At 46.8% G+C, this 13,973-nt stretch carries 10 protein-coding genes; 9 read left to right on the forward strand and 1 reads right to left on the reverse strand.

Annotated features, from left to right (window positions below):
• Positions 1 to 16: 16 nt before the first annotated feature.
• The 3 genes from carA to KO473_RS06580 all read left to right on the forward strand — a co-directional run bounded on the left by carA (position 17) and on the right by KO473_RS06580 (position 4,877).
• The gene (carA, locus tag KO473_RS06570; protein WP_032530061.1) at positions 17 to 1,093 is read left to right on the forward strand and encodes a glutamine-hydrolyzing carbamoyl-phosphate synthase small subunit; all 1,077 of its coding nucleotides are present in this window, start codon (positions 17 to 19) and stop codon (positions 1,091 to 1,093) included.
• Between the two features lie 152 nt (positions 1,094 to 1,245).
• Complete coding sequence (gene carB, locus KO473_RS06575; RefSeq protein WP_005778290.1) at positions 1,246 to 4,476, forward strand: carbamoyl-phosphate synthase (glutamine-hydrolyzing) large subunit; 3,231 nt, start codon at positions 1,246 to 1,248, stop codon at positions 4,474 to 4,476.
• 104 nt (positions 4,477 to 4,580) lie between these two features.
• The gene (locus KO473_RS06580) at positions 4,581 to 4,877 is read left to right on the forward strand and encodes a thioredoxin family protein (protein ID WP_005778289.1); all 297 of its coding nucleotides are present in this window, start codon (positions 4,581 to 4,583) and stop codon (positions 4,875 to 4,877) included.
• A 561-nt stretch (positions 4,878 to 5,438) separates the two neighbouring features.
• Here the strand turns inward: KO473_RS06580 and KO473_RS06585 are convergent.
• Positions 5,439 to 6,326, reverse strand: coding sequence for an AraC family transcriptional regulator (locus KO473_RS06585; protein WP_005820563.1), 888 nt, complete (start codon positions 6,324 to 6,326; stop codon positions 5,439 to 5,441).
• Positions 6,327 to 6,634: 308 nt separating this feature from the next.
• Between KO473_RS06585 and KO473_RS06590 the strand changes: the two genes are divergently transcribed.
• From KO473_RS06590 to KO473_RS06615, 6 genes are all read left to right on the forward strand, one after another.
• Entirely contained in the window at positions 6,635 to 7,795 is a 1,161-nt protein-coding gene (locus KO473_RS06590) for a 6-bladed beta-propeller (RefSeq protein WP_005820561.1), read from the forward strand.
• Positions 7,796 to 8,112: 317 nt separating this feature from the next.
• Positions 8,113 to 9,369 carry a TolC family protein gene (locus KO473_RS06595; protein ID WP_005820558.1) on the forward strand — a complete coding sequence of 419 codons (1,257 nt, stop codon included), beginning with the start codon at positions 8,113 to 8,115 and terminating at the stop codon, positions 9,367 to 9,369.
• A 13-nt stretch (positions 9,370 to 9,382) separates the two neighbouring features.
• Positions 9,383 to 10,279, forward strand: a complete 897-nt coding sequence (locus tag KO473_RS06600; RefSeq protein ID WP_005778279.1) for an HlyD family secretion protein — start codon at positions 9,383 to 9,385, stop codon at positions 10,277 to 10,279.
• Positions 10,280 to 10,292: 13 nt separating this feature from the next.
• Positions 10,293 to 11,753: an ATP-binding cassette domain-containing protein gene (locus KO473_RS06605; RefSeq protein ID WP_122130442.1), complete on the forward strand. Its 1,461-nt coding sequence runs from the start codon at positions 10,293 to 10,295 to the stop codon at positions 11,751 to 11,753.
• A 3-nt stretch (positions 11,754 to 11,756) separates the two neighbouring features.
• Complete coding sequence (locus KO473_RS06610) at positions 11,757 to 12,857, forward strand: ABC transporter permease (protein WP_122130443.1); 1,101 nt, start codon at positions 11,757 to 11,759, stop codon at positions 12,855 to 12,857.
• Positions 12,854 to 13,972: an ABC transporter permease gene (locus KO473_RS06615; protein ID WP_005778274.1), complete on the forward strand. Its 1,119-nt coding sequence runs from the start codon at positions 12,854 to 12,856 to the stop codon at positions 13,970 to 13,972. Before KO473_RS06610 ends, KO473_RS06615 begins: the two co-directional genes overlap by 4 nt.
• Position 13,973: the final 1 nt, after the last annotated feature.

A 13,973-nucleotide genomic window follows, 5' to 3' on the forward strand; every position in this document is an offset into this window, starting at 1 on the left:
TAAAACGAAGATAAGAATGAAGAATGTAACTTTGATCCTTGACGACGGGAGCCGTTTCCACGGCAAGTCGTTTGGCTACGAAAAGCCTGTGGCAGGTGAAGTCGTGTTTAATACCGCCATGACCGGTTATCCGGAGAGTCTGACCGACCCTTCGTATGCAGGGCAGCTGATGACACTGACTTATCCGCTGGTAGGCAACTATGGTGTGCCTCCTTTCAGTATGGAACCCAACGGGCTGGCTACATTCATGGAGAGCGAACGCATCCATGCCGAAGCCATCATCGTGAGCGATTACTCACAGGAATACAGCCATTGGAACGCAGTGGAAAGTCTGGCGGACTGGCTGAAACGGGAGCAGGTGCCGGGCATTACGGGCATCGATACCCGTGAGCTGACCAAAGTGCTGCGTGAACACGGAGTGATGATGGGACGGATTGTGTTTGACGATGAACCGGAAAATGCTCCGGAAGCTGTTTACAGCGGGGTGAACTACGTAGACAAGGTTTCCTGTAAAGAGGTGATCCGTTACAATGAAGGCGCGGGTAAGAAAAAAGTCGTACTGGTGGATTGCGGTGTAAAGACGAACATTATCCGCTGCTTGCTTCGCCGGGATGTGGAAGTGATTCGCGTGCCTTGGGATTATGATTTCAATCATCTGGAATTCGACGGACTCTTCATCTCCAACGGACCGGGTGACCCGGATACATGTGATGCTGCGGTGCAGAACATCCGCCGTGCTATGCAGAACTCGAAACTTCCTATTTTTGGTATCTGCATGGGTAACCAGTTGCTGAGCAAAGCCGGAGGAGCCAAAATATACAAACTGAAATACGGTCATCGCAGTCATAATCAGCCGGTACGGATGGCAGGCACTGAACGTTGTTTCATCACTTCACAAAATCATGGTTACGCGGTAGATAACAACACACTCGGCACCGATTGGGAACCGTTGTTCATCAATATGAATGATGGCTCCAACGAAGGAATCCGCCATAAAACAAACCCGTGGTTCTCCGCACAGTTCCATCCGGAAGCGGCAAGCGGACCGACCGATACGGAATTCCTTTTCGACGAGTTCGTGAAACTGCTCTGAAGTATATTCTGCATAAATGATCAGAAACGAATACGATTCACCACAGAGGACACAGAGAATATATTTCTCTTAAATATCCTAATAAACAAGAGATTAAAACTCTGTGTTCTCTGTGTCCTCTGTGGTGGATTAACCTCAAAAACAAACTAATAATGAAAGAAAACAATATAAAGAAAGTACTGCTCCTTGGTTCCGGAGCCTTGAAAATCGGTGAAGCCGGTGAGTTCGACTACTCCGGTTCCCAAGCGCTCAAAGCCTTGAAAGAAGAAGGAATCGAAACCATCCTGATCAACCCCAATATTGCCACCGTACAGACATCAGAAGGTGTGGCAGATCAGATTTATTTCCTTCCCGTAACTCCTTATTTCGTCGAGAAGGTGATTCAGAAGGAACGTCCTGAGGGTATCATGCTTGCCTTTGGCGGACAGACGGCACTGAACTGCGGCGTGGCCCTTTACCGCGAAGGCATTCTCGAAAAATACGGAGTACGTGTATTGGGAACTCCCGTACAAGCCATTATCGATACCGAAGACCGTGAGCTTTTCGTGGAGAAGCTGAACGAGATTGACGTGAAAACCATCAAGAGCGAAGCTGTTGAGAACGCCGAAGATGCTCGTCGTGCAGCCCGGGAATTAGGTTATCCGGTCATTGTCCGTGCGGCTTACGCATTGGGTGGATTAGGTTCCGGCTTCTGTGACAACGAAGCAGAACTGGACGTACTTGTTGAGAAAGCGTTCGCTTTTTCTCCGCAGGTGCTGGTTGAGAAGAGCTTGCGGGGATGGAAAGAGGTGGAATACGAAGTAGTGCGCGACCGCTTTGACAACTGTATCACGGTCTGCAACATGGAGAATTTCGACCCACTGGGCATCCATACCGGAGAATCCATTGTGATTGCTCCTTCGCAAACCTTGACCAATAAAGAATATCATAAATTGCGTGAGCTTGCCATCCGCATCATCCGCCACATCGGTATCGTGGGCGAATGTAACGTGCAGTATGCTTTCGATCCCGAATCGGAAGATTACCGGGTGATCGAGGTGAATGCCCGTCTGAGCCGTTCGTCTGCTTTGGCGTCGAAGGCTACCGGTTATCCGCTTGCTTTCGTGGCTGCCAAACTCGGACTCGGGTACGGGCTGTTCGATTTGAAAAACTCCGTGACGAAGACTACCAGTGCGTTCTTTGAACCGGCGCTGGACTACGTAGTCTGCAAAATCCCCCGTTGGGATCTCGGTAAGTTCCACGGAGTGGATAAAGAACTCGGTTCTTCTATGAAGTCTGTCGGTGAGGTGATGGCCATCGGGCGTACCTTTGAAGAAGCGATTCAGAAAGGACTTCGTATGATAGGACAGGGTATGCACGGTTTTGTGGAAAACAAAGAACTCGTCATCTCCGACATCGACAAAGCGCTGCATGAACCGACCGACAAACGTATCTTCGTCATATCGAAGGCCTTCCGTGCGGGATATACCATCGACCAGGTGCACGACCTGACCAAGATTGACAAATGGTTCCTGCAAAAGCTGATGAACATCATGAATACTTCGGAGGAGCTTCATCAGTGGGGGAATAATCACAAGCAGATAGCCGACTTGCCTGCCGACCTGCTTAAGCAAGCCAAGCGACAGGGATTCTCTGACTTCCAGATAGCACGTGCCATCGGTTACGAAGGTGATATGGAAGACGGGAGCCTTTATGTCCGCAATTACCGCAAGAGCCTGGGCATCGTTCCCGTGGTGAAGCAGATCGATACGCTTGCTGCCGAGTATCCGGCACAGACCAATTACCTTTATTTGACCTACAGCGGCACAGCCAACGATGTAACCTACCTGGGCGACCACCGTTCCATTGTGGTGCTTGGTTCGGGTGCTTATCGCATCGGTTCTTCGGTAGAGTTTGACTGGTGCGGGGTGCAGGCACTCAATACCATCCGTAAGGAAGGCTGGCGTTCGGTGATGATCAATTATAATCCCGAAACCGTATCGACCGATTACGATATGTGCGATCGCCTCTACTTTGACGAATTGACTTTCGAACGTGTGATGGATATTCTTGAACTGGAGAATCCGCATGGTGTCATCGTCTCCACCGGAGGGCAGATACCGAACAATCTTGCTCTGCGCCTCGATGCCCAGAATATTCATATTCTCGGTACTTCCGCCAAGAGTATCGATAATGCCGAGGACCGTGATAAATTCTCCGCCATGCTTGACCGCATCGGCGTGGATCAGCCGGAATGGCGTGCGCTTACTTCGCTCGAAGATATCAACTCCTTCGTAGACAAGGTCGGTTTCCCTGTGCTCGTGCGTCCGTCGTATGTGCTTAGTGGGGCGGCCATGAATGTTTGCTCCAATCAGGAAGAACTGGAACGCTTCCTGCAACTGGCAGCCAATGTTTCGAAGAAGCACCCGGTTGTGGTCAGCCAGTTCATTGAACATGCCAAAGAGGTGGAGATGGATGCCGTAGCACAAAACGGGGAGATCGTTGCGTATGCCATTTCCGAACACATCGAATTTGCCGGCGTACACTCCGGTGATGCCACCATCCAGTTCCCGCCGCAGAAGTTGTATGTGGAGACGGTGCGTCGCATTAAGCGTATCAGTCGTGAAATAGCCAAGGCACTCAATATCTCCGGTCCGTTCAACATCCAGTATCTGGCTAAAGACAACGACATCAAAGTGATCGAGTGTAATCTCCGTGCCAGCCGTTCGTTCCCCTTTGTCAGCAAAGTGCTGAAGATCAACTTTATCGAACTTGCTACGAAAGTCATGCTCGGTCTGCCTGTTGAGAAGCCGAACAAGAACCTTTTTGAACTCGATTATGTCGGTATCAAGGCCAGTCAGTTCTCTTTCAATCGTCTTCAGAAAGCTGATCCTGTGCTGGGTGTCGACATGGCATCGACCGGTGAGGTAGGTTGTATCGGCAGCGATACTTCCTGTGCCGTACTAAAAGCAATGCTTTCCGTGGGCTATCGCATTCCGAAGAAGAACATCCTGCTCTCTACCGGAACGCCGAAACAGAAAGTGGATATGCTCGAAGCGGCCCGTATGTTACAGAAGAAGGGATATAATATCTTCGCAACGGGAGGTTCCAGCAAATTTCTTACCGAGAATGGCGTAGAGAACACCCGCGTCTACTGGCCCAGTGAGGAAGGACATCCCCAGGCGCTCGAGATGTTGCACAAGAAAGAGATCGACATGGTAGTCAATATTCCCAAGAATCTGACTGCCGGTGAGCTGGATAACGGTTACAAAATCCGTCGTGCCGCCATCGACCTCAACATCCCGCTGATTACCAATGCCCGATTGGCGAGTGCGTTTATCAATGCGTTCTGTACGATGGATATTGACGATATAGCAATCAAGTCATGGGAAGAATATAAATAAGAAGTTCCGTCTTCTTCTCCTCTTTTGCTTAACAATCCTGAAATCCGGAACTTTTTCTGTTGACTGTTGTTGAAAGTACATATAAATCAATAAAGCGTGTAACAATGAGTATAGCAGAGCAATTGGATGCCGCATCCGGAACGAATCGTCTGGTGTTGGTAGAATTTTATGCAGACTGGTCTCCCCATTATGAATGGCTGGAACCTGTAGTACGGACTTACGAGAAACAAGTCTCCGAGGTGGTTAAAGTGAATATAGTGGGAGATAAGGCAGTCGCGGATTCATTCAATATCGAGACGGCTCCGGCTTTCATCCTTCTGCAGCGTGGACACGAATTGTGGAGGCAAGTGGGAGAACTGACCATCGATGAACTTAAACTGGTGTTGGAAGAGTTCAAATAGCAAAGTGCCAATCATGTCATTTTGTATTTTCTACCCGGTGTAGCATGCGCTATATCGGGTAGTTTGTTTATTGGATACGAAATGGGTGTTTGTATGCCCGTTTCCGTTTTTCAATTAGTTATCCTTATGTGTTTATAAGGTTACGTTATGGCAGGTGTTTAGGTCTGTTCCTTATCGTAGGTTTGCTCTATGCCGTGCTTTTGTAAGCTGATTGATATTCCGAAAAAATTAGTTTGGCCTGCACTGAAAAGTGGAAAAATAGAGGATACGGGACACTTTACACTCTCTTTATACCTGATGTAACGTTGGTTTTAATGAAACGGAGCTTTGGTTTTAAACCAATGCCGTCTTTCTTTTAAAGGAACGCCGTCTTTCTTCCTTAGAAGAAACGTATGTTTATTGAATATCTTGGTCTATTTCTGCATCGTTTTGCGCTTTATATGCGTTTTGTATGAAGCTTTATCTTTTATTGCGTCTGTTTCGGTGAAAGTGTGAGTCAGTAAACAGGCGAAAGCGATAGCAAGCTGATAGCTAAATCTAAAATATGCTATCAAAGTGAATTTATCTTTTTTGATACTCCTGTGGTGTCATGCCCGTCATTCGTTTAAAGAACTTGCAGAAGAAGGAGGGATTCGGGAAATGCAGTTCATCCGAAATCTGGTATACAAGCAGGTCACTGTGTTTCAGTAACACTTTTGCTTCGAGAATAACAGACTGATTGATCCACTCCATCACTGTCTGGTGACTGACCTGCCGGATCAGTGTGTTCAGGTAACGGGGAGTCAGGCATAGCTTGTCGGCATAGAATCCTACGGTACGTTCGTTTTTGCTGGATTCGTTCACCAGTGTGATGAATCGCCAGAATATCTCTTCCTGATGTGAAAACCTGTGAGAAGCGTCATTGGCTTCTTCCGTCCGTATATACTTTATATTATGCAGTAGAGCTGCAAGCAGATGTTGTACTACCTCCCGGCGGAAGGTTTTTTCCTGAACAGTTTCCCAAATCAGAGTGAAATAAGCATCCGACAACTTCCATTCGGTATCTGTCACCCGGGTGACGAGGTTCTGCCGTACGTGTGATTCAAAGAGCTGGTCACGTCGTAGGAGCGGCAGGAAGTCTTTGTCCACTGCGATCATCTGAAAATCGTAATCGGGTGTGAACTCTAAAAGTTCGACAATGGAGCCGGGGATGAAAGTGACAATGGTTTGTGGATAGACGGTATATTCAATCAGGTTGATAATGATCCGTGCCTTTCCACGTAGTCCGCGGATAATTCTTCCTTCCTTCAGCCGGTAGGGTTGTCCCAAACGGAACAGGTGGCTTTCCATATTGGCGAAGCTGATGACAATGCCAAAATCCGGGGTGACGAAGCGATATTCGTTGTTGCATACCATGTTGCTGTGCTTCAGCAGGTCGAGTGCCAGTTCCAGAGGTTTGTTCTTTTCCATAAATCAGTTGTTATCACACGGCAAACTTAGATAAAATATGCGATTTATAAGCGAGCCAAGTAAAAGAATAGCATATTTTATCCAAAACACAATGAGATAGTGTGCGTGTATCCCGGTCCGGACCTTAACATACTGATGAGGCTGATGGGCATGGAGGATAATATAATAGGGGTATGGGCAGTGGGGTGAAGCTTGTCCTGAAAAAGTTAATATAGTTTAATCCGGAGCAAATATGTTTATACGGACAGTTTGTAATTACGAAGTATTCGTATATTTGTTGATGACGAATAACTTAAATACAATTCTGCATGAAAACCACTTATTTACTTTTATCCTCCGCTTTGTTGCTGGGATGTGTATCCGCTTGCAACACCTCCGGCCAGAAATCCAAAGAAATGAAAACAGACGATGGGAGCATCACTACTGTCGAAACTGCCGGAAGCAAACTGACTATATGTGACTTATCACTCGTAAAAGACACCATAGAAGTGCCACTCAGCGAGTTTGTCGAAGATTGTTGCATTGTTCCTTTTGAGACCTCCGAAGAGGCATACTTCAAAGCCTGGTTTATTAATGCTACCGACAATTACATCGGTATCCGCCAAGGGGATCGGGGTGTGTTTAAGCTGTTTGACAGGAATGGTAAATTCCTATATAATGTCGGTTCCGTAGGAAGCGGTCCCGGTGAATATGACACCACCCTTTACGATGAATGCATTGATGAAAAGAATGGTCATATATTCTTCACGCCTTTTGTGGGGAAGAGAATCATGATGTATGATATAAACGGGCAATGGATTAAGGATATCCAGCTTCCCATACAAGTCAATAAACCGAAAATATGGGTGAATGAAGATGGAAGTTTATCTATTATACACATGCCTTTCAATGAGGGAGAGCCTCTTGCTTTCCAAATGGATACGGACGGAAATATACTGAAGCAAATCCCTGCGACAGCCGCAACAAAGGTGATGAATTTCGACGGAGAAATTTTCTCGTACAGAAATTGCAACGATTTCGATTTCTTCCATACCAGTATAGATACTCTTTTTACTTATGATTCCACTAACAATAAGTTGTTACCAAGATTCACCATGACCTTCCCGAATATGAATGAGAAACCGATACATTTATATTACAGACTACCTCATCATTTCATAGTCACCTATTGGGGGAAAAAGGGAACAGGAGGTGGAGATGTCTTGGTAGACACTAAGAAGAATGCTTCTTCTTATTTCCGCCTTGTTAATGACTTTTACGGTAATCTTCCTATTTCGGCTCCGGGTCACAGTTTCTATCGCGGGTACTTTATCCAAAGTATGGAACCGGGCCAGTTGATTGAAAAGATAGAAAAACATCTTGCTTCCGGCAAATGCTCCGGTCCGGATGAAAAGAAACTTAAGGAACTGGCAGCTACTTTGAATGAGAATGATAATAATGTTCTGTTTATCGGAAAGGTGAAAGAATAAAGAATCCATATGGAGATATGGCAATGTTGATTTAGAAAGAAGTATTTCTAAATATGGAACCCCGGGAGAGTCATTTTCCGGGGTTTGTTTTTTCGGTCATCGCTTTTCGCGGACTCTAATAAGGTATGGATTTATAAATGGCTTCAATAAAAGGATAGCGTATCTTAAATCCTGAATAAATCCACAGTCGGCATTTGATTCATATGATTTATTCTAAAGAATCGAACTAATAGAACATTATTGCAAACAATTGGAACCTGGTTGCGTGTTCTTATTCTCTATCTTTGCAGGAAAGAAGAATTAATTAGGAATAGAATATGAAACGATTTATTTTTTCTTTGTCTTTTTCTCTGTTTGCCCTGCTGATATATGGGCAGATCACCCTTGAAGAGTGCCAACGGAAAACCCGGGAAAACTATCTGTTGGTGAGGCAGTATGGGTTGATAGAGAAGACTAAAGAATATAATCTGGCAAATGCGTCGAAAGCTAATCTGCCTCAGTTCACCCTTTCGGGCAAAGCTACCTGGCAGAGTGAGGTAACAGAGCTGCCCGTGCAGATTCCCGGGGTAGATATCAAGGGCTTGTCCAAGGATCAATATCAGGTGATGCTGGAACTGAAACAGAACATTTGGGACGGTGGTGAAATCCGTTCAAGGAAAGAGCAGGTAAAGGCGATGTCGGACGTAGACCGGGAAAAGCTGAATGTGGATATGTATGCACTTACCGAGCGGGTGAATCAGGTATATTTCGGGATTCTGTTACTGGACGAACAATTGAGCCAGAATCAGCTCTTCCTGGAAGAACTGGAACGTACCCACAGGCAGATTTCTTCGTACATTGAAAATGGCATTGCCAGTCAGGCCGATCTCGATGCCGTCAGTGTGGAGCAATTGAACACCCGGCAAAAGCGGATAGAGTTAACGACTTCACGCCAGGCCTATCTGTCAATGCTTTCGCTGCTGACAGGCGAAGAAGTACCTGCCAGTGCGTCTTTACAGAAGCCGGTCGCCGAGTCGGACATACAGGTGATGGCGAATAATCGTCCGGAATTGCTATGGTTCGATGCACAGAACGGACGCTTACAAGTACAGGAAGAAGCTTTGAAAACCGGACTGATGCCTCGTCTCGGGCTCTTCGTACAGGGGGCGTATGGCAATCCGGGACTGAATATGCTGAAAAATGAGTTCACCCCTTATTATGTGGCAGGAGTCCGTTTGTCGTGGAACTTCGGCAGCCTGTATACGTTGCGTAACGATAGGCGGGTGATAGATACCAGTCGTCGACAGTTGGACAGTAACCGGGATGTGTTTCTGTTTAACACCCGCATTCAGGCTACACAGCAGGAGAGTGCCGTGGAGAGCGTGCGCCGTCAGATGGTGGATGATGATGAAATTATCCGTTTGCGGACTAATATCCGTAAAGCTTCGGAGGCGAAGGTGGCTAATGGCACCATGACCGTTACCGATATGCTCCGGGATATGACTTCCGAGAATCTGGCTCGACAGACCAAGGCTTTGCATGAAGTCCAGCTCCTGATGAATATTTATCAATTGAAATATACTACGAATAACTAATATAATAGCAGTTATGAAATCAAATAAACTTATAGGATGTCTATTCTTACTGTCTTTACTTTCCGCTTGCGGAGGCAGAACTACCGACTATGATGCTACGGGAACTTTCGAAGCGACTGAAGTTCTGGTTTCGGCCGAGGCTTCGGGAAGGCTTCTGTGCTTTGATGTTGAAGAAGGTACGCGGTTGGCATCCGGTGAAGAAGTGGGATTGATCGATACCGTGCAACTTTACCTGAAGAAACTGCAATTGCAAGCCAGTATGAAGTCGGTTGAAAGCCAACGTCCGGATGTCAACAAGCAGATTGCCGCTACCCGCCAGCAAATCGCTACCGCCCAACGGGAGAAGAAACGTGTAGAAAACCTTTTGAAAGCCGGAGCCGCTAATCAGAAGCAACTGGATGATTGGGATGCGCAGGTCGCTTTGCTCGAGCGTCAGCTTGCGGCACAGATGTCGTCTTTACAAAACAGTACGAACAGTCTTACGGAACAAGGTTCTTCAGTAGCCATTCAGGTGGCACAGGTGGAAGACCAGTTGGCAAAGTGCCATATTGTTTCGCCTATCAGCGGTACTGTATTGGCGAAATATGCCGAAGCAGGAGAACTGGCTGCCGTGGGCAAGCCACTCTTCAAGGTGGCAGATGTCGATCATATGTATCTTCGCGCTTATATCACATCCGAACAGCTCTCGCAGGTTAAAATCGGTAACCGGGTGACAGTTTTCTCCGACTATGGAGGAAACGAACGTAAAGAGTATCCGGGAGTCGTAAGCTGGATTTCAGATCGTTCTGAATTTACTCCTAAAACGATTCTGACGAAAGAAGAGCGTGCCAACCTGGTGTATGCCGTCAAGATAACCGTGGAGAACGACGGACTGCTCAAAATAGGTATGTATGGTGGAGTGAAGTTTTAAATGATGCCTGATGATGAAACCAGCTGTATCTGTCAGTGACGTGACTAAATGTTACGGTGAAGTAGAAGCCTTGAAGAAGGTTTCCTTTTCCGTGAATTCCGGTGAGTTGTTCGGCATCATCGGACCGGATGGAGCCGGTAAGAGTACACTCTTCCGCATCCTGACTACACTGTTGCTTGCCGACAGTGGGACGGCTACGGTGAACGGGCTCGATGTTGTGAAGGATTACAAACAAATCCGGCAACGGGTGGGATACATGCCCGGACGTTTTTCGCTTTATCAGGACCTGACGGTGGAAGAGAACCTCGACTTTTTTGCTACTGTATTTCATACGACTATCCGCGAAAACTATAATTTGGTGAAAGATATCTACCAGCAGATAGAACCTTTTCGTAAACGTAGAGCGGGGGCTTTGTCGGGAGGTATGAAACAAAAGCTGGCCTTAAGTTGTGCGTTGATTCACAAACCCGGCATTCTGTTCCTGGACGAGCCGACTACCGGTGTGGATCCGGTTTCACGCAAGGAGTTCTGGGAAATGTTGAGGCATCTCAAGGAGCAGGGAATCACTATTCTCGTTTCTACTCCGATTATGGATGAAGCCCGGCAATGCGACCGTATCGCTTTTATCAACGAAGGAGAGATACAGGGGATCGATGTGCCGGAACGCATCCTGAAACAGTTCAGTCACATTCTTTGTCCACCCGGTCTGGAACGTGCGGAAGTACATGCCGAAAATGATTTTGCCATTGAGGTAGACCGGCTTACCAAATGTTTTGGGCATTTCACGGCTGTCGACCATATCTCCTTTCAGGTGAACCGGGGAGAGATCTTTGGATTTCTCGGGGCGAACGGTGCGGGAAAAACCACTGCGATGCGTATGCTTTGCGGATTGAGCAAACCTACCTCCGGCATAGCACGGGTAGCCGGCTTTGATGTTGCCGTCCACCCTGAAGAAGTGAAGAAGAATATTGGATACATGAGCCAGAAGTTCTCTCTATACGAAGATCTTAAAGTATGGGAAAACATTCGTCTTTTTGCCGGCATTTATGGAATGCAGGACCGCGAGATAGCCGAAAAGACAGATGCTCTTCTCGATCGTCTGGGGTTCAGCGACGAGCGTGACACACTTGTGAAGAGCCTTCCTTTAGGCTGGAAACAAAAGCTGGCCTTTTCAGTTTCGATTTTCCATGATCCGCGGATTGTGTCTCTTGATGAACCTACGGGAGGAGTCGATCCTGCTACCCGCCGGCAATTCTGGGAATTGATTTATCAAGCGGCAGATCGGGGGATAACGGTCTTTGTAACCACCCATTACATGGACGAGGCCGAGTATTGTAACCGTGTGTCTATCATGGTAGACGGACGTATCGAGGCACTTGACACCCCTCGCGGACTAAAGGCACGTTTTCATGCCGATACCATGGACGATGTATTCCAGCAACTGGCCCGTAAGGCAGTGCGTAAAGCCGATTAACCTATGAAACAGTTTATAGCATTTGTAAAAAAGGAGTTCTTCCACATTTTCTGCGACCGACGGACTATGTTGATTCTGTTAGGGATGCCTGTTGTTCAGATCATTCTCTTTGGTTTTGCCATTACTACCGAAGTGAAAAATGTACGTGTGGGTGTACTCGACCCTTCGAATGACATGGTTACCCGCAAGATCATCGACCGTTTGGATGCCAGCGAATACTTTTCCGTGAAGTGCCTGTTGCATTCTCCACAGGAGATGGAAAGGGCGTTTCAGGAAAATGAAATCGACATGGCACTTGTATTCAGCGAACAATTTGCCAATCATCTGTATACAGGCGATGCCCGTGTGCAACTGGTTTCCGATGCAACCGATCCGAATATGGCTACCACACAAGCCGGTTACGCCACTAATGTCATAGCTTCCGTCCGACAGGAAATGCTTCCTCCCGGAATGTCCGTATCTTCTGTTGTGCCCGATGTGAAACTGCTCTATAATCCACAGATGAAGAGTGCCTACAATTTTGTGCCCGGTGTGATGGGACTTATCCTGATGCTGATCTGTGCCATGATGACTTCCATATCCATTGTCCGCGAGAAGGAGACAGGTACGATGGAGATATTGCTGGTTTCTCCGGTGAAACCTTTGTTCGTTATTCTGGCTAAGGCCGTTCCTTATTTTGTGCTGTCGTTTGTCAATCTTACGACGATTCTGCTGCTTTCAGTTTATGTACTTGATGTACCCGTGGCAGGCAGCCTGTTCTGGTTGATAATGGTATCATTGCTTTTTATCTTTGTGTCGTTGGCGTTGGGATTGCTTATTTCCACGGTGACACGGACGCAAGTGGCCGCCATGCTCGCTTCGGGGTTGATCTTGATGATGCCTACAATGTTGCTTTCCGGCATGATATTTCCGATAGAGAGCATGCCTCTGGTATTGCAATTGATTTCCGATATTCTGCCCGCCCGCTGGTATATTCAGGCCGTACGTAAATTGATGATTGAGGGAGTAGATATTTCTTTTGTGCTGTCTGAGGTCAGTATTCTGGCTCTTATGGCAGTCGTGTTGATAACAATTAGCTTCAAGAAATTCAAAAACAGGTTATGATTAAATATCTTATAGAGAAAGAATTCAAGCAGTTGCTCCGCAACTCTTTCCTGCCGAGGTTGATTTTTATCTTCCCTTGCATGATTATGCTTCTTATGCCCTGGGCTGCTAATCTTGAAATAAAAAATATCCGGATGAATATTATAGATAATGATCATTCGGCTCTTTCACGCAGGCTGGTCGATAAGATAACGGCTTCAACTTACTTCCGGACCACTGCTTTACCGGACTCCTATAAAGAAGGGTTGGAAGCGATTGAAGCGGGGACAGCCGATGTGCTGCTTCAAATTCCCGGAGATTTCGAGAAGGACTGGGTGAATGGCGAGGCTGCCCACGTACTTGTGGCCGCCAATGCCGTAAATGGGACCAAGGGTGGTTTGGGCAGTTCATATCTGTCTGCCATCATCAACGATTATGGTACGGAATTGCAGGCGGAGAGTGGAAACATTCCGGCTGCTGCCAACGGGAATCTGCCCCGGATTGATATTCTTACTCAGAATCTTTTCAACCCTAATCTGGATTATAAACTGTTTATGATTCCGGCCCTGATGGTGATGCTGCTTACCATGCTTTGCGGCTTCTTGCCTGCGTTGAATATAGTAGGGGAGAAGGAGGCCGGTACGATTGAGCAGATCAATGTGACTCCTGTCGGAAAGTTCACTTTTATCCTTGCCAAACTGATTCCTTATTGGTTGATAGGCTTTGTGGTTCTGACACTTTGTTTTATTCTGGCATGGGCACTTTACGGAATTTTTCCTGCAGGCCATTTTCTGGTGATCTATTTTTTTGCCATCATCTTTGTTTTGGCTGTATCCGGTCTTGGATTGGTTATTTCCAATCATTCGGCTACCATGCAACAAGCCATGTTTGTCATGTGGTTCTGTATGCTGATTCTAATCTTAATGAGCGGACTATTTACTCCTGTCCGCAGTATGCCCGAGTGGGCACAATGGATCACTATGCTCAATCCACTGAAATATTTTATGCAGGTGATGCGTATGGTATATCTCAAGGGGAGCGGGTTTATCGATTTATTGCCGCAGCTGGGAGCTTTGCTGGCCTTTGCGCTGTTTTTCAATATTTGGGCGGTGAAGAGCTATCGGAAGAGTGGCTAAT

This window comes from Bacteroides sp. HF-4919, assembly GCF_018860125.1.